This window comes from Flavobacterium psychrotolerans (genome assembly GCF_003097635.1).
Taxonomy (GTDB): domain Bacteria; phylum Bacteroidota; class Bacteroidia; order Flavobacteriales; family Flavobacteriaceae; genus Flavobacterium; species Flavobacterium psychrotolerans.
The window spans coordinates 302681-323691 of the sequence record NZ_QCZI01000001.1 but is presented as its reverse complement, the minus strand read 5'-3'; the positions used below and the strand labels follow the sequence as shown (position 1 = coordinate 323691).

The following is a 21011-nucleotide window of genomic DNA, read 5'->3' as shown; positions in this document are numbered from 1 at the left end:
TTACATTCCGTTATGAACAAGAACCCCGATTCGAATCAAGTGAATTCGTTAAAGCACGTCCTTTTTGGCAGTTTAATTGGAACAACCATTGAGTTTTTTGACTTCTATATTTATGCCAATGCTGCCGTTTTAGTTTTTCCGCAATTGTTTTTCCCGGGATCGAATCCTACGAATTCCATTTTGCAATCGTTGGCTACTTTTTCCATTGCCTTTTTTGCCCGTCCTATCGGATCGGCCGTTTTTGGACATTATGGCGATAAAATAGGAAGGAAAACCACCTTGGTTGTAGCCTTGTTAACCATGGGGATTTCAACCGTTGCCATTGGGTTTCTGCCTACTTATGCCAGCATCGGAATCACCGCACCTTTATTATTAATGCTGTTTAGGTTTGGGCAGGGGATGGGGCTTGGCGGAGAATGGGGCGGTGCCGTTTTATTGGCAATCGAAAATGCCCCTCCGGGAAAACGCGCTTGGTACGGAATGTTTCCCCAATTAGGGGCGCCCATCGGGTTGTTGCTTTCCGGAGGAACGTTTCTTTTGTTGAGCGACACCTTAACAAACGAACAGTTTTTCGATTACGGTTGGAGAATTCCCTTCATAGCAAGTGCTGCCTTGGTGGTGGTTGGATTTTACATCCGTTTAAAAATTACCGAAACGCCTTCTTTTCTTGCTTCTCTAGAAACCAAGAAACCCGTAAAAACTCCTCTGATAACGTTGCTGAAATCCTATAAACGGGAACTTGTTTTTGGAACTTTAGCGGCAGTAACCACATTTGTAATCTTCTATTTGTTGACCGTATTTACTTTGAGTTGGGCAACCACCGATTTAGGTTTTACAAGACGTGATTTCCTTAAAATACAGCTTTTCTCAGTATTGTTTTTTGGACTATCCATTCCCATATCGGCACTATTGGCCGATAAATTTGGCCGAAGATTGGTGCTGATTGTTGTTTCTGTAGCCATTGTTCTTTTCGGATTGTTTTTTTCCTACTTTCTGGGTTCGGGAAATACGGTTTTCATCACCCTTTTTCTGTGCATCGGAATGGTATTGATGGGATTGACCTACGGCCCTTTAGGCACTTTTCTTTCGGAATTATTCCCTACTGAAGTGCGCTATTCCGGGGCTTCGCTTACCTTTAATTTTGCAGGTATCATTGGTGCGGCTTTTGCGCCCATCATCGCCATTTGGATTGCTAAAAATTACGGACTTACTTATGTGGGGTATTATTTGTCGGCGGCGGCACTAGTCACTTTTATCTCCCTTTTGCTGATTAGTAAAAAGGAGCATCAATTTTAAGGGATTTATCGTTTTAAAGAAAAATGACCTCGATATTCCTTTCCATTTGCTCGGGAAACTATAAACCAATAATCACTTGAGGGAAGCTCTTGTCCCTCAAAAGTTCCATCCCATCCTAAGCCGTTTTGTGCCAATTCTTTAACGAGTTTGCCATAACGATTGAAAATTTTAATTTTCATGGTGGGCTCACTGAATGAAAATTTAATATTCCAGTAATCATTAAATCCGTCACCGTTTGGAGTAAAAAAATTGGAATACAATAAAATATATACTTCATCTTTTGTAATACCGCAACCGTTTTTATCATTGACATAAACAGTATATATTCCACTTGTTAACCCTGAAAAAATATTGCTATCTTGGAAATCTATTCCATTAATGGAATATTCATAATTACCATCACCAGTTGTGAAAATGGTAATCATGTTCTGGCTATCTGTCCAGTCGACGGTTTCTATTTTAGTAATTACGGCTTTGCTTGATGCAACTACAGCAATGTTTTTTGTAGTTGAACAGGAAATGGTATCGTGATTTTTAGTTACTGTTACTGAATAATCTCCGGATTCTTTTACAAGAATAGATTGAGTTATAGCACCAGTTGACCATAAATAGGAATTGAAACCAGCGTCTGCTGCTATGAGAATGGATACTCCTTTACAGATAGACCAATTGTCTTTCATGTTCACCTTTGGTTTTACAAGAACTACTAATTTAACTTTGAAAATGCTTGAACAACCAGAAGTTCCAAGTACTCTAATATAAATTATTTCATTATTGATAGTATTTGAATATAATGCAGCAATTGTATTTGAGTTTCCTAAACTAGCATCTTTTATATTAGTATAATAACTGTATGTATAATTGTCAGTTGGTAAATAAGTGGAAATTTCATTGTACTTTTCCGAAAAGTCAAAAATTACTTTACCATCGTAATCATCATCGCATTTTATAAAATCAGTTAAAATTTTCTGATCAATAGGATTAATAACAAGTGTCAATTCTGCAACGGCAAAACAAGTATTGGAGTCAGAAACCTTTACGTGAACAATTTGATTATTTATAGCATTCAAAAAGGAATTTGGATTAGTAATTTCTAAACCATTATTCAAATCTTGTAATGATTTAAAATATTGAAAAGTTAGATTAGCTGAAGCATTAATTTGCGTTTTAGCAATATCTAAATCAAAAGTTTGAATCCCGTTAAAGAAAGTGTCACATTTAGATAATATTCCATTACTAACAACCGGTTTAGGATTAATAGTCAAAATAATTTTAGAAAGAGAAGAGCAATTATTTACAGTATTTAAAACTCTAACAAAAATAGTTTGTGGGTTAGTTTCGTTTTCAAAATTTGAGAGATTAATTATTTTATTTGTTTGTAATAAAGCATCATTTTCATTTTTAAAATAGCTAAAACTGTAGTTTGGTAAATTTATAATTGCTGGTTGTTTTGATGTCAAATCGAATATTTCTTTGCCATCTATATCGCCATCACAAAGAGAATAAGTGACTTCCGGCACTATTACATCAGCATTTGGATTGACAATAATTTTTTGATTTTGAGTAGCATTATTTCCATTACCATCCTTGTAATTCCAAACGATAGTATATGTTCCTGCTAAATCATAAATTAATGGGTTTGTAGTTGTACCTGTAATTGTTCCAGCACAATTGTCGGTTGCTGTAGGAATAGTCGAAACGGTTGCATTACAAGTTCCAGTAATAGTTGGAAGTTTACTTATGTTAGGAATAGGAGTAATGGTATCATTTACGAGTATATCTATAATATTTGTAGCATCACATCCGCCAGTTCCTGTTATAGCGCAATTGTATTGCCCGCTATTTGCTGCATTCGCCTTTAGAATTATAGGGTTTTGTTCGTTTGAAGTAAAACCATTGGGGCCAGTCCAAGAGTAATTTGTTCCTCCAGAAGCTTTTAGTTCTAGGGAACTTCCGATGCAGATTGGGGAATTGGAAGATGTAGTTGTTGATGAAAAACAATCTCTAAATTTTACCAAAAATGCATCTCCTGTATTAAATGTGTAAAAGTTGGTATCTGGATAACGATTCGGTTGATATGTATTTGGTGTGGCAATATTTGTTAAACTATTTGTCAAACCCGCTAAATAAATGTTGAAATTATCATCTGCACTTGTGATGAATGCATTATCTGCACCAATTCCTCCAAAATAAGTTGCCCAATCTCTTTGTCCATTGGTATTAAATTTTACTAAATAAGATTCAGTTCCTAGATTTCTAATTTCTTGATACGCATTTGGGGTAGGAAGAAAACCATTTTCTACTCTTCCCGTAAAATAGATATCTCCACTTTTGGAAACAGAACCTCCTAAAGTCTCAGGAAAAAAATAGGAACCCCACATTTTGAAACCATTTGAATCAAATTTAAAAATACATCCACTATTGTTTGCTATAGAATTTTTAAGATAAATTTCTTGAAAAACTCCAGTAGTTGCGATATTTGCGGTACTATTAGTTTGTCCAAAACAATACAGATTGTCGCTTGAATCTATACCAAGATTGTAGAAGTAATCATCATTATTTCCACCAAAATAAGTGCTCCAAATTCTGTTTCCATTGAGGTCAAATTTCATCAAAAAACCGTCTGCACCATTATTAATTTCTTGATATGCATTTGAGGTAGAAATACCTAAAGTACTATTTGTGGATCCCATAAGAATGAGGTTGCCATTAGAATCTAATTTGGAATCTAAAATTGTATCTCTTTTATTTCCGCCACAGTATGTTCCCCATTCTCGAACTCCATCAGAATTGAATTTTGCAATGAATCCATCATAGGGATATTGACTTTGATTTGTATGATTAGGTTGATAAGAACCAATTGTCGCAATGCTTTTATCACTTGATGTTTCTCCTGAAATATAAATTTTCTCATTTGAATCTATAATTAAACTATTTATTCTTTCGTCATTTAAATCTCCATAATACGTTCCCCATTGTCTAATTCCATTACTTTCAAATTTGACTAAAAACCCATCATAAGTATTCCAAACTGGATCGCCAGAATTTTGTTGATGACTCCCAATAGTTGATATATTAGTTTTACTTAAAGTTTCCCCAGCAATGTATATATTATCATTATTTGAAACTTTGATTTGGTTAATTATATCAGCATAAGCTCCTCCGTAATAGGTTCCCCAGACTCTAGTTCCATCCGAATTAAGCTTAGTGAAAAAAGCATCATAACCACCATTCGATGCGTAATAGTTTTGGTGAGCACCTACTGATGCAATATTTTCGGAACTGTAAGTTATTACAGCCCAATATACAAAACCATCTTTTGCGAAAACGGATGAAGAAATTTCCAAACCTTCTCCCCCATAATAAGTCCCCCATAATCTCACTGGAACGGGATCAATAATCACCCTTTTATCAGAAACACTATCAGTACTTTCAAAACCATAAACATTTTTCTTGATTTTTCTATATCCAATAGCAATATCTGTTTTCTCATTCCCGTTTTCCGTCCAGCTCATAGGTAAGGTTTCTTCCATTTCGCCAAAACGCACTTTAATTCTGATTTTGTTATCGACTAAATCGGTTTGAGCACCTTTAAATTTCATTTGAATATCCGAAGTTTTTCCACCCGGATGAACCACAAAATTATATTCTACAGTTTTTAAACTGTCTTTCGGAATAGAGAATACGACATCAATATTGGGATATATATTTTTGTACGTAAGTTGTTTGAATTTGTGAACATTAGTAATGCCTTCGGGTCTATTAACGATATTATAATAATTATCATAATCGGCTGATTCTCCTTCTTTAATGAATTCTACATTAGGATTTGAATCTACAAAATCAATATCGATTCGATGGTATATGTATTCTAAAGTATAATCAGGGAATCTGTCTTTATCATTATCTGGAAAAGCAGTAGGATGCTGTTCTTTCTTTTGCTTTTCAGTCAATGGGTGTTTTTTGGTTTCGTAAACATCATACGAAAAACCATTTTTTCTCAACTGAACATTCAAACCACTTGAATTCAATAGGAATTTTACAGCAGGATTTGGTTTTCCTTTTTGATTTATAATCTGCCCTTTGTTTTCTGTAAAACCAATGGATTGATTTTTATTTTGGGAAAACAGATGAAAAGAAATAATAGTAATGAAGGCGAGTAATTTATATTTCACTTTTTCAGGTTTTATACTTTCGTAAAAGTAAATAAATATTTGAGTAATAATGATTAATAACTCCTACTTTTGCTCAAAACAGATTTTCATTGAAAACCAAACTCTTTCTCATCACGCCACCATTTACCCAACTGAATACCCCGTATCCGGCAACGGCATACATCAAAGGGTTTCTGAATACCATAAATATAGAGTCCGTTCAGGCAGATTTGGGAATTGAAGTGATATTGAAATTGTTTTCGAAGGAAGGATTAAGTTCTCTAGCCCCCAAAGGGGGAATTGAGCACTATTCTGATAATTCAAACAGAATATATGCGCTTTGGGATGAATATATTAAAACAATTGATTCGGTTATTGCTTTTCTGCAAGGGAAAAACCCAACCTTGGCACTCCAGATTTGTCAGGAGGATTTCTTGCCGGAAGGATCCCGTTTTTCTCAATTGGAAGAATTAGACTGGGCATTTGGAACTATGGGGGCGCAGGATAAAGCCAAACATCTCGCGACTTTATATCTTGAAGACATTTCAGATTTTATAGTGGAATGTGTCGATGAAAATTTTGGTTTTAGTCGTTATGCGGAACGTTTAGGCAGAAGTGCAAATTCTTTTGACGAATTGTACGAAGCCTTGCAAAAAGAGCCCACCTATATTGATGGAATTTTACTTTCGATTTTGGAAACAAAAATGGAAAGGATTCAGCCTACATTATTCCTGATTTCGGTTCCGTTTCCGGGCAATTTGTACAGTGCTTTTCGATGTGCACAATGGGTCAAAAAAAACTATCCCAATATTAAAATTGCCATGGGTGGCGGTTTTCCGAATACGGAATTGCGTTCGCTTTCGGATAAACGGGTTTTTGAATTTTTCGATTTCATTACTTTGGATGATGGAGAATTGCCAATTCAATTGATAATTGATAATGAACACACGAGCGATAGCGAACTGGCGAAGCAATTGATAATTGATAAGCAATACAAACGGACTTTTCTTCTTGAAAATGAAGTGGTCGTTTACAAAAACAATTCTACCCGAAGTGACTACAAACAATCCCAAGTTGGCACGCCCGATTATTCGGATTTGTTATTGGATAAATACATTTCGGTGATTGAAATTGTGAATCCCATGCACCGCATGTGGAGCGACGGCCGATGGAATAAACTCACCATGGCGCACGGTTGCTACTGGGGAAAATGCACGTTTTGCGACATTTCTTTAGATTATATTAAGGTTTTCGAGCCAGTTGCTGCCAATTTGCTTTGCGACAGAATGGAAGAAATGATATCGCAAACGGGGGAGAACGGGTTTCATTTTGTAGATGAAGCCGCGCCACCAGCCTTGATGCGCGCTTTGGCTCTCGAAATCCTTCGCAGGAGATTGGCAGTCACTTGGTGGACCAACATTCGTTTCGAGAAAAGTTTTTCGAGAGATTTGTGCTTGTTGCTCAAAGAATCGGGTTGCATTGCGGTTTCCGGAGGCTTGGAAGTGGCATCAGATAGATTATTGAAATTAATTGATAAAGGCGTAACCGTAGAACAAGTGGCTAAGGTTACCCGGAATTTCACTGAAGCGGGAGTCATGGTTCATGCCTATTTGATGTACGGATATCCTACTCAAACGGTTCAGGAAACTGTCGATAGCCTAGAAATGGTACGGCAATTGTTTGAAGTTGGTGTGTTGCAATCGGGGTTTTGGCATCAATTTGCCATGACGGCACACAGCCCTGTTGGGATGTATCCCGATAAATTTGGCGTTGTAAAAGAGACGAAAACGCTGGGAACCTTTGCAAATAATGACATCAATTATAAAGATTCAACGGGAATCGACCATGACCAGTTTAGTTTTGGGTTAAAGAAGTCGCTGTTCAACTTCATGCACGGGATTTGTTTTGACTATGAGTTGCAGGACTGGTTTGAGTTTAGAATTCCGAAAACAAAAATCCCCGAAGATTTTATTGCTTTAGCTTTACAACAAGAGGAAGATTTTAATATAAAACCCACTGCGAAAATAGTTTGGCTAGGAGGAAGACCTACCGTGGAACATTTTACCAAATCTAAAAAAGGAAATGTTTGGGAAATGATGAAGTTGACTTTCCACGATAAAAAAGAAAGTTTCGTCATTCAGGTCAATAAGAAGGAAGGGGAGTGGTTGATTGAAATGCTACAAAAGATAGCGGTTTCTAATTTTAAAACACATTCGTTTCAGGAAATAAAAACTGATTTTGAAAGTCGTTCAGAGGATTTCGAATTGTTTTGGTATTCCAAACCGATACATACTTTAAGGGATTTTGGACTGTTGGTGTTATAAAACACAAAACCATCTCACAGATGAAATGGTTTTGTGTTTTAGTCTGTAAAACCTAATGGTTTCTACAACTCAAATAATAAAGTCATGCTGAAATTATTGCGATTCGTTTTTACCGTTGCACTATCCATAAATCCCTGAGAGAAAAATCCTTGTTGTGTACTTCTTTGCGAAAAGGAATAGGCTAAATCCAGTTTGGTAGCCCCAAAATTATACCCAAAACCACCAGAATATCCTGTTAAATCGCCAATGGTTTTTCCGTCTTTATAGGGACTTTGTTCATTGCGAAACCCTCCTCTTAAACTCCATTGCTTAATTCTGTATTCGGCACCAATTCTCAATTCAGCTGCAGTAGTCAGTCTATTTGACAAATCTTGGTTTGCATTTTGAAACTCGTTTTTAGGAGTAAATTTGGTGTTGCTGTAATCCTTCAAGCCATAATCCATACTGATCAATCCGGATTTTCCAAAAATATAGGCCAAACTTCCCGTCCATTTCCCTGGTGTTTGTAAAGTGTAAGGTGCAGAAGTCATAATGAAATTAGAATCAACCGTTGAGGAAGTTGTGCTAGGATTGACGGTACTATAGAGGGTTTGCAGCAATTGATCGTTCAGCCAATACCATGTTGGTGATTCATAGGCTAAACCAAAACGTAATTCTTTGGTGACTTTTGCAATAGCGCCCAATTGAAGCGAAAAACCGGATCCATAGGTATGCAAATCGTTGTCAAATTGCAAACTGCGTACTTGAGAATTTGTGCTATTGGTGTTGGATTCATAAAAACTGGTAGAATGCTTGTAGTCTGTAAAATGAGAATTTAAGTTCAATCCAAAATAGAGTTTGTCTTTGTATTGGGTTGCGGCATTAAAAGCCAATTTTCCATTGTAGCCACTTGATTCAATATAATTATCCTGATAATAATTTCCGCCAGCAGGAACGTTTGAAACATAAGAGTCGTTGTTTAAATTTGTGGGATCTACCGGAATGATAATTTTTCCATAATAGCCTAAATATGCCTGTTGGTCTTGGTAATTGAGTTCCTCGTAATAATAATCTTTTAAGGTGCCTAGATAAATCCCCCCTTGGTTAACAGTAGGATTAGCATAACTCAAAAAATAATCGGCAATAGAATTTTTCGGATTAGTTCCGGCAACAAATATAGAATTGTCAAAATTATTTGCGTTTTCATAATTTACTCCAATAGTGATTTTTTTCCATTCGTTTTTGAGATTGGCATTATTAAAAACAAAAACGGCTCCTGCTTGGTTTAAATCAAAAGAAATGTTGTTTTCGGAATTTTTTGTGCCGAAATATTCGGATTTGTTTTTGGCGTTGTAACTGCTCAACGTAAAACCAACTTGGTTATTTGAAAAAATAGCCGAACCTGCAGGATTCACATTTATAGAAGAAAAATCGCCACCAAGTGCTCCAAAAGCACCACTCATAGCACTGAAACGGGCTGTGCCATTTAGATTGTCCTGCGAAAAACGCAAGGCGTCCGCAATCCCTTGTGAATGAACTGCAGAGAATGACAATCCTGCTATAATAATTGTGATATACTTTTTCATTTTTATGTTTTTTATCAAAAAAGCACCTATGCTAATAACGTTTCAGTTAGAACATAGGTGCTTTTCATGGTTCATATTATTATCTTCTTCCTCCGCCGGATGATCTTCCTCCACCATTACCGTATCCACCACCGTTGCTGGATGAATTTGATCTGCTTGGCGCACTGTTTTGATTCTCGTTGTAATTTCTGGATGGAGCATTTTCTGTTCTTGGCGTGTAGGTGTTGTTTCTGTTTTGGTTATTTTGGGTAGGGGTATATGTGTTATTTCGTGTAGGGTTAGTAGTGTTTCTGGGCGTATTGTAATTATAATTGCCTCTCGTATTCGAATTTTGGGATCTTATGGAATTGAAATTAGAATTTCTGTTTGGTAGTACGTTATTGTTAGAATTACGGATGCCATTATAGGGTACTGTATTCCTGTTTCTACCACTGTTATAATAGTAATTGTTATTGGATGAATTTCTATAAGAAGAATCCCTTCTTCCGCTGCCATAGTAATAGTTGTTACCGTGATAGCCGTTTCCATACCAATTATTTCCATACCAACTGTTCCATCCGTAATAAGGATAGTACCAAGAGTTCCAACCCATGCCATAACTTGGTCCGTACCATGAATTCCATCCCCAGCCGACGTTCCAATTCCAGTAATTATTCCAATAATTATATCCCCAATTGGAATCATAAACGTTTACCGTAACATGATCTGGATTGCTGCCCCAAGCAGAATAACCGTTTGAATACCCTTGGTTTTCATTTTGTTGCGAATTGTCATAACCCGAATTGTATTTCTCTACATCGGTAAATGCTTCAGGCTGCTCTCTGTTGTTTTGTAAGGAATTAAAATAGTCTTTGTACTGGTTATTTTGAGGATTTGTCTGAACAGAATTATCTGATTTTGGTCTTTCGGAACCTCCGTAAATCCCATCTTGGTCATAATATGATGTATTTTGATATGAGCCACAAGAAGTTACAAAGAAGCCTAAAAGTCCAAATAAGAAATAAATGGAAATTTTTTGCGTAGAAAAATAATTAGTTTTCATATCTATGGCATTTTTAATTGTTGGACATGACAAAAATAGTTAGTTTTGCCAAACTATTTAGTTAAAATAAGTTAAACAATTTTTGTGCCAAACTATTCATATGAGTAAGAACCTTACTACAAGATCAGAAGATTATTCGAAATGGTATAACGAACTAGTTGTCAAGGCAGATCTTGCCGAAAACTCTGGCGTTAGGGGATGTATGGTGATCAAGCCCTACGGTTATGCAATTTGGGAAAAAATGCAAGCAGAATTAGATCGAAAGTTCAAAGAAACAGGGCATAGCAATGCTTATTTTCCGCTATTTGTCCCAAAAAGCATGTTTGAAGCCGAAGAGAAAAATGCAGAAGGTTTTGCTAAAGAATGCGCCATTGTTACGCATTACAGATTAAAAAATGATCCTGACAGACCCGGAAAATTGATGGTGGATCCTAATGCAAAACTCGAAGAGGAACTTATTGTTCGTCCTACGAGTGAAGCGATTATTTGGTCAACGTATAAAGGTTGGGTACAGTCCTATAGGGATTTGCCTTTACTGATAAATCAATGGGCAAATGTGGTGCGTTGGGAAATGCGTACGCGTTTGTTTCTTCGTACCGCCGAATTTTTATGGCAAGAAGGGCATACCGCTCACGCCACTAAAGCGGAAGCGATAGAAGAATCGGAGAAAATGATGAATGTATATGCTGATTTCGCCGAAAATTTCATGGCAATTCCAGTGATTAAAGGTTTGAAAACTGAAACGGAACGTTTTGCCGGTGCCGAAGAAACCTATTGCATTGAGGCTTTGATGCAGGATGGAAAAGCACTACAAGCAGGAACGTCACACTTTTTAGGACAAAATTTTGCCAAAGCGTTTGATGTAAAATTTGCCAATGCCGAAGGAAAGCAAGAACATGTTTGGGGGACTTCATGGGGCGTTTCTACCCGATTGATGGGGGCTTTGGTTATGACACATTCCGATGATAAGGGATTGGTTTTGCCTCCTAATTTGGCTCCGATACAAGTGGTGATTGTGCCTATTTATAAAACCGATGAAGAATTTGAAACCATTTCTGCTGTAGTCAATGATTTGGTTGCACAATTCCAGAAACTTAAAATTTCCGTTAAATACGACAACAGAACGACCCAAAAACCAGGATTTAAGTTTGCTGAATGGGAGCTGAAAGGTGTTCCTGTTAGAATAGCGGTTGGCCCAAAAGATTTAGAAAACGGCACTTTTGAGGTAGCAAGACGAGATACATTGTCTAAAGAAGTGGTCTCAAAAGAAGGAATCATAATGCATATCGATGCGTTGTTGGAGCAAATTCAGAAGGATTTATTCAACAAAGCCCTAGAATATAGAGACACCCATATTACGGAAGTCAATTCGTTTGAAGAGTTTAAGGACGTTCTGGAAAACAAAGGCGGGTTTATAGCGGCACATTGGGATGGTACTCCTGAAACTGAGGAAAAAATTAAGGAGCTAACCAAGGCAACGATACGATGTATTCCCCTAAATAGAGTAGAGGAAGCCGGAAAATGCATGTTTTCAGGATCGGAATCTGTTGGTAGAGTGCTGTTTGCAAAGGCTTATTAAAAAAAAATAAAAAAAAATACATCTACTATTGTACGAATAAAAAATAGTTGTATTTTTGCATCCGCATTAGAGAAGTATGGCCCGTTCGTCTATCGGTTAGGACGCCAGGTTTTCATCCTGGTAAGAGGGGTTCGACTCCCCTACGGGCTACAAAATTTCAATTTTTATTGAAGAAAAACCAAACTAGGAGAATAATGGTCCGTTCGTCTAGGGGTTAGGACGCTAGATTTTCATTCTAGTAACAGGGGTTCGATTCCCCTACGGACTACAAAAAAAAAATAATTAAGAAAAAAGAATAAAATGGCAAATCATAAGTCGGCATTAAAGAGAATTAGAAGTAACGAGAAAAGAAGAGTATTAAATCGTTACCAACATAAAACTACTCGTAATGCAATTAAAGCATTAAGATTGGCTACAGACAAATCAGATGCTTCAAGCAAATTGTCAAACGTAATTTCTATGATTGATAAATTGGCTAAGAAAAATATCATTCATGATAACAAAGCGTCTAATTTGAAATCTAAATTGACAAAACACGTTTCTAAATTGTAAATTTTGCAATTTTAGTATATTATTTAAACTCTCCAATTTGGAGAGTTTTTTTATGTCGTTTTTTGTTTTTTTTCTGTTGTTGGTAATGATATTAATGAACTTTTAAGTTTTAATTTATAGTAACAGACTTGTAATAAAAGAACTAATAATTTTAACCCATTCATCACCCGTAAGTTACTAAACTGCAACTATTAAAACTCAAATATTTTTTATATCAAAATAAAGTGTACCTTTGCACCCATTAAAAATCACAGATGGAATCTATCAGAAACATTGCAATTATTGCCCACGTCGATCACGGTAAAACTACCTTGGTTGATAAAATCATGTATCACTGTCAGTTATTTCGTGACAACGAAAACACAGGTGACTTAATCCTTGACAACAATGACTTGGAGCGCGAAAGAGGTATTACCATTACTTCTAAAAACGTTTCTGTTGTATATAAAGGAACAAAAATTAATATCATTGACACTCCCGGTCACGCCGATTTTGGTGGGGAAGTAGAGCGTGTTTTAAACATGGCAGATGGTGTTTGTCTTCTTGTAGATGCTTTTGAAGGACCAATGCCACAAACCCGTTTTGTATTACAAAAAGCAATTGATTTAGGGTTAAAACCATGCGTTGTAATCAATAAAGTAGACAAAGAAAACTGTACTCCTGAAGAAGTTCATGAAAAAGTTTTCGATTTGATGTTTGAATTGGGTGCCGAAGAGTGGCAGTTGGATTTTCCAACGGTTTACGGTTCTGCTAAAAATAACTGGATGTCTGACCATTGGGAAAACGTAACTGATAATGTGGAAGCATTGTTGGATATGGTTGTTGAAAATGTTCCTGCTCCTAAAGTTTCTGAAGGAACACCACAAATGTTGATTACTTCATTAGATTTCTCAGCATTTACAGGTCGTATCGCAATTGGTCGTTTGGAAAGAGGGGTTTTAAAAGAAGGTATGCCAATCTCATTAGTAAAAAGAGACGGTACTATCTCTAAATCAAGGATTAAGGAATTACACACTTTTGAAGGACTTGGTCGTAAAAAAGTTCTAGAAGTAATTGCTGGAGATATTTGTGCTATTGTTGGAGTAGAAGGTTTTGAAATTGGTGATACTATCGCTGATTTTGAAAACCCAGAAGCATTAAAAACAATTGATATTGACGAGCCTACTATGAGTATGTTGTTTACAATTAATGACTCTCCTTTCTTTGGTAAAGAAGGTAAATTTGTAACTTCTCGTCATATTAGAGAACGTTTGACAAAAGAATTAGAGAAAAACTTAGCGATGAAGTTAGGTGAAACTGATTCGGCTGATAAATTCATGGTTTTTGGTCGTGGAGTATTGCACTTGTCAGTTCTTATTGAAACCATGAGAAGAGAAGGGTATGAGTTGCAAATTGGTCAGCCTCAAGTTATCATCAAAGAAATTGATGGTAAAAAATGTGAGCCAATTGAGGAGTTAACAATCGACTTACCAGAGAATCTTTCTGGTAGAGCCGTAGAATTTGTTACTTTGCGTAAAGGTGAAATGCTTTCTATGGAAACTAAAGGGGAGCGTATGATTGTAAAATTTAATATTCCATCACGTGGAATTATTGGATTGCGTAATCAATTGCTTACTGCTACTGCTGGTGAGGCTATTATGGCACACCGTTTTATAGGATATGAGCCTTACAAAGGTGAAATTGCTGGACGTAACAAAGGTTCATTGATTTCTATGGAAAAAGGAAAAGCGATTCCTTATTCTATCGATAAATTGCAAGATCGTGGTAAATTTTTCGTTGAGCCAAATGCTGAAATCTATGAAGGTCAAGTAATTGGAGAAAACTCTCGTGGAGACGATATGTGTGTGAATGTGACTAAAGAGAAAAAACAATCGAATGTTCGTTCTTCAGGAAATGATGAAAAAGCAAGGATTATCCCTCCAATTATTTTCTCATTAGAGGAAGCTTTAGAATACATTCAAAAAGATGAATATGTTGAGGTAACTCCAAAATCGATTCGTTTGAGAAAAATATATTTGACAGAAACAGATAGAAAAAGATTTAAAATCTAATTTTTGAATTTTTGACTAGTCCTAAAAAAGCCCATCTGTTTATAGATGGGCTTTTTAATTACTTGTCAAAAGGGGGGTAAAAATTATTTTTGCTTAATTTCCACTTTCTCATTTTTAGTGTCCATCATTTCCATGAGTTTCATGCCAAGTAATCCACTAATTCCACCTTCTGAACCATTATTTCCAGAAATCAACACATCAGGAATCACTTTAATTTTACCCTTACCAATCTCTTCTGTTATTTTGTATTTTGTAAAGTTGTCACCACCCATAGCCGAAACCTGTAATTGATAGGCTTCTGCAGTAGATTTACCTATTGCCATAATTTTCTCTGCTTCAGCTAAACCGGTTTTGGATATTCTTTCAGCTTCGGCACTTGCGGTAAGTTTAGTAGCTTCGGCTTGTGCTCCAGCTCTTGCTTTTGTAGCTTCTGCCTCAGCATTGGCGCGCATTTTTGTGGCTTCCGCTTCTGCATTTACATTAAGTTTTAAACTTGTGGCATCACCTTCGGCTTTTTTTACTGTTGCATCTGCGGTACGTTGGGCAATTTCTACACTTTGTGATGCTTTTACGATTTCTTTTTGCATATCGGCAATCGCAGTTTCCTTCTCCATTCCTTGGCGTTGTTCTTGAGCCATTTTTTGCGTTTGATAGGTTTTTTGTTCTTCTTCGGCAAGTTTCCTGTCGGTCAAAGTTTTCATTAATGATTCTGGAGGAACAATGTCTCCAATTAAAGTGTCAACGGCATTTACATTGTATTCGTCCAAAACGACTTTGATGTGATTTTTTGCCGATTCTTGACGCTCTTTTCTGGTGGACAGAAATGAAATTACATCACTTTCTTGAGCAGAATTTCTAAAATAATTTCCAATTGTAGGCTCTAAAACTTGGGAGACTAAGTTATTCATACTTCCAAAACGGGCAATTACTTTTGGTGCTTCATTGGCCGGAACATGAATAATTTGTGATACATCCAGATTAAAAGGGAAACCATCTTTTGACCGAACCGTAATGGTTGAAAGATTTTTGTCTAAATTGTGAGATTCACTTCTGGCATCAGCCCAGTTTAAAACTAAGTTGGTTGTAGGGACGGGTTCTAGTTTAGTTGTGTATTTATTCAAAGCATATTTTCCAGGACCAAAAGGCTCCATCCAAACTCCACGTTGTCCTTTTGAAACAATGTTTCCATGTTTGAAAGTGTCCCCGGTAACATCTTTTCCGTCTTCACCAATGTAGGAAATTACCACGCCTACATATCCAATTGGCACGTCTGTCATTGGAGTTTGCTCAATTTGAATAGCCCATGTGTTGATATAATAAGAACCGGCAAGCATTACTTGAGGTTGTAATCCTCGATTTCCACCATTTTTAAGAAACTGATCAAAATCTTGAAAGTTATTGTGGTTTTCCACAAATTTACCTGCAATTTGCCCAATAGGAATAGGTTCTCCATCCATCGCCGTTACGATACCGACCATGTTTTCTGAAATTACAATTTGTGGTGAAATCACTACTTCAAACAAATGAGTGTTGATGCGGTAAGAGCCGGTTGTAATAAAAGCAGATTGTCTTCCTTTTTGGCCCCCATTATTCAGGAATAAAGTAGCATCTTGAAAATTATCCGAATTTACTTTTTGTGCTAAAATTTTACCCGTAGGGATTTCTGCGCCATCTTTACTTAACAACAAACCAATATTTCCTTCTGGAATAATGGTAAACGATGCCATATTTACAGAATATTGCCATGGCCACATAGTCCAGTATAATCCAGGAGCTAAGGTTTTAGCTTGATAGCCTGCTTCACCTTTGGTAGCGATAATTCGGCCATCGGGTAATGATTTTTCTGCTCCAAAGAGAACAAATTTTTTGGTCACTAAACCAATTCGGTCTTCGGGAACGATGACCATTCCAAAAAATACACGCAAAACGAATTTGTAGAAAATAATAAATAAAATTAGAAAGAGAATCCACCAATAACTTGTAATAGTATCTGACATTTTTTAAAAAGATTAGGATGCAAATCTACTCTAATTTTAACATTTTAAGATCATAATTAAAATAATTTAAAGTTTGATTAATCTTACTAATTTTGTTTTGAAGAAAGGGCTTCTTTATGGCTGGAAGTTTCAATTTTAAGATGTGTTTATTGATGTTGTTTAGTTTTAATCCGAATAAAAAACAAAAAATATAGAATAATTAAAATTGTGGTAATCCCTGTTAAAATAAATGTGGCACTTGCACCAAATTGATACCAAATTAACCCTGCCAATGAACTTGCTAACATGGTGCCTATACTTTGAAAACCGGAATATGTTCCTATTGCTGTAGCTACATCTTCTTTGTTAGTTATATTACTTATCCATGCTTTAGAAATTCCTTCGGTTGCTGCTGCATAAATGCCATAAAGGAAAAAGAGTCCGGCTATAACATAAATATTGGAGCTTAAACCCATACCAAAATACACTATGGCAAATAGTACAAGTCCCAAAACAAATATTTTCTTTAAACCAATTTTATCAGCCAATATCCCCGTTGGAAATGCAAATAGGGCATAAACAAGATTGTAAAAAATGTAAACGCCAATTACTTGTGTGTCGTTAAGTCCTGACTGTTTTGCTTTGAGTAATAAGAAAATATCGGAACTGTTAAATAAAGCAAAAGCTAAAAGGCCACCAACTACTTTACGGTAATTTTTGGGAGAAGTTTTCCAATACCTCAAAAATGAAAAGAAGGTTGTTTTTTCTCTCGGTTTTGGTTGCCCCTTATTCTTGTCTTTCAGATAAAATGAAGATAGGACAGCAAGGCTCCCTGGAGCAAAAGCGATATAAAAAAGAGTTTTATAGTGTTCTGGATTAAAATATAAATATAGCAATGCAAATAAAGGACCCAATACTGCTCCAAAAGTGTCCATTGCACGATGTAATCCAAAGATTTTTCCTTTAGTTTCTGGGGTCGCTTCGTCCGAAAGAATGGCATCTCTAGCTCCTGTACGAATTCCTTTTCCAAAACGGTCAATGGTTCGTGAAAAGAAAATCCATAGGGGATAGCTGAAAATGGCCATCATTGGTTTAGATAAAGCGCTAAGTGTATAGCCTAGTTGAACAAACGGAACCCGTTTTCCTGTATTGTCAGAAAGTTTGCCAAAATATCCTTTGCTTAATCCTGCCGTTGCCTCGGCGACTCCTTCAAGGATTCCGATGAGTACAATAGAGAAGCCTATTGTCTTTAAGTAAATAGGCATTATAGGATAAAGCATTTCGCTAGCCACATCCGTAAATAAACTCACCAAGGATAAAACCCAAACGGTTCTTGTAATATGTTTCAAAATGCTCTCATTTAATTGGTTTAGTGTTGCGATTTCTTAAGAAATATGCTAAAGCATTAATCATTTTAAATTTCAATGGGTTGTTGAAGGTCACAGGGATATATATCCTAACCCATTATTTTTTAAAGGTAATCACATCCGAATCCTTTTCATTTCGACCTTATATAGGCTAAATTTAATGTTTTTTATCTAATTTACATGTTCTCAGATTTATTAAATTTTATTCGTTTTTTAATTTTTTAAACACGTTTCAAATAATGGATTTTGCATGCGTCACTTCTTAAAAAATGTCACAATATTCATCAAAACCGACAAAAAAATATTGGCATATTTGTTTAAATTTGCGCTGAACTAAAAAATACCGTTATGTTAGATGTTGGATTAACCACTTTTATGATTCTTGCCACCAGCTTGGTGATGCTGATGACACCCGGTCTTGCCTTTTTTTATGGAGGGTTGGGATGTAATAAAAATATATTAAGCATTATGATGCAGAGTTTTGTTTCTATGGGAATAGGCACTGTGCTCTGGTTTGCTTTTGGGTATTCGGTTTGCTTTAGTGGCAGCATGCATGACGGAACTGACTTTTTTGGAATAATTGGAAATTTTGACAAAGCATTTTATCATGGAATTACACCGTCTACGCTCTATTCCCCTGACAAACGTTTTCCTGAATATATTTTCATCGCTTATCAAATGATGTTTGCCATTATTACTCCAGCGCTTATCACAGGAGCCTTTATTAATCGAGTTTCTTTTAAATCCTATATCTTTTTCCTGATTTTATGGCAAATATTTGTTTATTACCCTTTTGTTCACATGGTATGGGGAGGCGGATTGCTTGCTGAGTGGGGCGTGTTTGACTTCGCAGGAGGAATTACGGTGCATGCAACTGCGGGATTTGCAGCATTGGCATCAGTTTATTTTGTAGGCCGACGTCAAAAAAAACATGAGCCCAATAATATTCCGTTGGTTGCCATTGGGACGGCGCTACTTTGGTTTGGTTGGTATGGATTTAATGCAGGAAGTGAGCTGGCTGTTAACTCTATTACAATCTCTTCATTCCTCAATACCGATACGGCAGCTTCTTTTGCCGCGGTAACCTGGTTATTAATAGAATGGAATACGGGCAAGAAGAAACCGACGTTTATAGGACTAATGACAGGCGCAGTTGCAGGTTTGGCTACGATTACTCCAGCTGCAGGATATGTTGATATTTACTCTGCAGCCATTATCGGAATTATTGCGGCCTGTGGCTGTTTTGTAGCCGTAAAATACAAAGAAAGTAAGGGATGGGATGATGCCCTTGATGTTTGGGGAGTCCATGGGATGGGAGGTATAATTGGAACTATCTGTTTGGGATTTTTTGCTAATAGTGCTATTAATTCAGCCATTCCCAACGGGTTGTTTTTTGGCGGAGACGGCATATTACTTTTTAAAGAATGCGTTGCTATATTATTTGCAACAAGCTATGCTTTTATTTTTACCCTGTTACTGTTCAGAACCATAAATAAATTTATTCCTGTTCGCGTAACCGAAATGGATCAAACGGTTGGACTGGATATAATACACCATGGGGAAGTGGCAAGACAAAGTCTAAACTAGAAATAGATTTTCTATGATTTTCGTTTATCGAGTAAAGGGGAATCTCTTCCATTTTTTTGACGAGTTTTTCCTTTTTTTCTTATCAAAAGGATTATATTGAATAATATTGTTTTTAATATTCTGAAGTATCTATTTTAGATTAGTTCTATTACAGGAATTTGATATTCTCAACACAATTAATTTTCGTACAGTCTTAATCTATTTTTAACGGTAATCAGTTCGTTTTGTAAGGAATAAATTTTCTCCAACAAATTCAAGGTGACATCAATTCCTTCAAAATTAACTTTTAATTCATAGTGAATCCGGATCATCTTTTCAACTTCATCTAAATGATTCTCATGAATATACTGAGATTGGTCTATTGTTTTAATTTCAATTAGCCCCAGTTCTCCTAAATTACGGAAGAATGACATTTCAATTTTAAAATAGGCACATAATGTAGTTAAAAGGATTAGTTTTTCTGTGTTCATGACGTTTTTAGCTTAGCAAGTTCCGTAAATAATTCTTTTTCTTTTTCGGTTAATTTTGTGGGAATCAGAATTTGATAAGTAATATATAAATCTCCGAAGCTTCCTTCCTTTTTGTAGAAAGGAAAGCCTTTTCCTTTCAGTTTCACTTTAGTGCCATTTTGGGTTCCCGGTGGTATTTTTAGTTTTACTTTTCCGTCAAAAGTATCGGTCATAATCTCGCCTCCTAATAAAGCAGTGTATAAATCGATGTTTACGGTTGTGTAAAGATTATGATGGTCTAGTTTAAAATTGGTGTGGTTTTCAATGGTAAAAGTGATGTATAAATCACCTTTTGGACCGCCATTTGATCCCTCGCCCCCAAGCCCGCTTATCTTTATGATTTGACCATTTTCTACCCCCGCAGGAATTGTAAGCCGAATGCTTTTTCCGTTTATCGTCAGAGTGCGTTTGTGTGTGGCATACACATCTTTTAAATCCAGATGTAACTCTGCATTATAATCTTCGCCTTTATATTGCGCACTGCGACTTCTGCCTCTTGAAGATTGACCACCAAACATGGATTCGAAAAAATCAGAATAGTCACCGCCACCTCCAAAACTTCCAAAATCACTTCCTTGTCCCCTTTTTTGATATTGTTGTTGCTGTCTTGCTTTTTCGTATTCCTCGGCATGTTGCCAGTTTTCGCCATGTTGATCGTATTTTTTGCGATTTTCGGCATGACTCAAGACCTCATTGGCTTCATTGATTTCCTTGAATTTTCTTTCGGCTTCTTTGTCGTTAGGGTTTAGGTCGGGATGGTACTTGCGTGCCATTTTTCGATATGCTTTTTTTATATCGGCTTCCGACGCATTCTTGTCCACTTCCAATATTTTGTAATAGTCTATAAATGCCATTTGGATGTTATTTATCTATTTCGTATTGTGGAATTATTTTTTAATAAGAATCCCAATTGCTTAATTTTCTAGCAAATCATGCTTTCTTACCATCAAATTTAATCAAATTTTTGATGATAAAACAGGAATAAATGGTTTTATTTCAGGAGATTGTG

General features: G+C 36.2%; 13 protein-coding genes and 2 tRNA genes. 8 read left to right on the top strand and 7 right to left on the bottom strand.

Features of this window, described 5'->3' with window-relative positions; translation table 11 throughout:
• Positions 1-12: 12 nt before the first annotated feature.
• Complete coding sequence (locus tag DB895_RS01450) at positions 13-1296, top strand: MFS transporter (RefSeq protein WP_116723556.1); 1284 nt, start codon at positions 13-15, stop codon at positions 1294-1296.
• Positions 1297-1301: 5 nt separating this feature from the next.
• Here the strand turns inward: DB895_RS01450 and DB895_RS01445 are convergent, their stop codons facing one another.
• Complete coding sequence (locus DB895_RS01445; protein WP_116723555.1) at positions 1302-5471, bottom strand: DUF7948 domain-containing protein; 4170 nt, start codon at positions 5469-5471, stop codon at positions 1302-1304.
• 89 nt (positions 5472-5560) lie between these two features.
• Between DB895_RS01445 and DB895_RS01440 the strand changes: the two genes are divergently transcribed.
• Positions 5561-7774 (top strand): B12-binding domain-containing radical SAM protein, encoded by a 2214-nt coding sequence (locus DB895_RS01440; RefSeq protein WP_116723554.1) that lies wholly within the window; start codon positions 5561-5563, stop codon positions 7772-7774.
• Positions 7775-7836: 62 nt separating this feature from the next.
• On the opposite strand, the gene DB895_RS01435 is transcribed toward DB895_RS01440, so the two are convergent.
• Together DB895_RS01435 and DB895_RS01430 are read right to left on the bottom strand one after the other, a co-directional pair.
• Complete coding sequence (locus DB895_RS01435) at positions 7837-9339, bottom strand: OmpP1/FadL family transporter (protein ID WP_116723553.1); 1503 nt, start codon at positions 9337-9339, stop codon at positions 7837-7839.
• 79 nt (positions 9340-9418) lie between these two features.
• The gene (locus DB895_RS01430; protein WP_116723552.1) at positions 9419-10381 is read right to left on the bottom strand and encodes a hypothetical protein; all 963 of its coding nucleotides are present in this window, start codon (positions 10379-10381) and stop codon (positions 9419-9421) included.
• Between the two features lie 100 nt (positions 10382-10481).
• Here DB895_RS01430 and proS point away from each other — a divergent pair, with 100 nt between their 5' ends.
• The 5 genes from proS to typA all read left to right on the top strand — a co-directional run bounded on the left by proS (position 10482) and on the right by typA (position 14563).
• The gene (gene proS, locus DB895_RS01425) at positions 10482-11960 is read left to right on the top strand and encodes a proline--tRNA ligase (RefSeq protein WP_116723551.1); all 1479 of its coding nucleotides are present in this window, start codon (positions 10482-10484) and stop codon (positions 11958-11960) included.
• Between the two features lie 78 nt (positions 11961-12038).
• A tRNA-Glu gene (locus DB895_RS01420) sits at positions 12039-12110 on the top strand.
• Between the two features lie 46 nt (positions 12111-12156).
• A tRNA-Glu gene (locus DB895_RS01415) sits at positions 12157-12228 on the top strand.
• 32 nt (positions 12229-12260) lie between these two features.
• A complete protein-coding gene (gene rpsT, locus DB895_RS01410) occupies positions 12261-12512 on the top strand; it encodes a 30S ribosomal protein S20 (RefSeq protein WP_116723550.1) in 252 nt (83 codons plus the stop codon).
• 254 nt (positions 12513-12766) lie between these two features.
• Complete coding sequence (gene typA, locus DB895_RS01405; RefSeq protein WP_116723549.1) at positions 12767-14563, top strand: translational GTPase TypA; 1797 nt, start codon at positions 12767-12769, stop codon at positions 14561-14563.
• Between the two features lie 83 nt (positions 14564-14646).
• On the opposite strand, the gene DB895_RS01400 is transcribed toward typA, so the two are convergent.
• Positions 14647-16560: an SPFH domain-containing protein gene (locus tag DB895_RS01400; protein ID WP_116723548.1), complete on the bottom strand. Its 1914-nt coding sequence runs from the start codon at positions 16558-16560 to the stop codon at positions 14647-14649.
• Between the two features lie 146 nt (positions 16561-16706).
• Positions 16707-17888, bottom strand: a complete 1182-nt coding sequence (locus tag DB895_RS01395) for an MFS transporter (protein ID WP_116723547.1) — start codon at positions 17886-17888, stop codon at positions 16707-16709.
• Between the two features lie 366 nt (positions 17889-18254).
• Between DB895_RS01395 and DB895_RS01390 the strand changes: the two genes are divergently transcribed.
• Positions 18255-19493, top strand: coding sequence for an ammonium transporter (locus DB895_RS01390; protein ID WP_116723546.1), 1239 nt, complete (start codon positions 18255-18257; stop codon positions 19491-19493).
• Positions 19494-19669: 176 nt separating this feature from the next.
• On the opposite strand, the gene DB895_RS01385 is transcribed toward DB895_RS01390, so the two are convergent.
• A complete protein-coding gene (locus DB895_RS01385) occupies positions 19670-19963 on the bottom strand; it encodes a chaperone modulator CbpM (protein WP_116723545.1) in 294 nt (97 codons plus the stop codon).
• Complete coding sequence (locus tag DB895_RS01380; RefSeq protein WP_116723544.1) at positions 19960-20856, bottom strand: DnaJ C-terminal domain-containing protein; 897 nt, start codon at positions 20854-20856, stop codon at positions 19960-19962. Before DB895_RS01380 ends, DB895_RS01385 begins: the two co-directional genes overlap by 4 nt.
• Between the last annotated feature and the right edge of the window lie 155 nt (positions 20857-21011).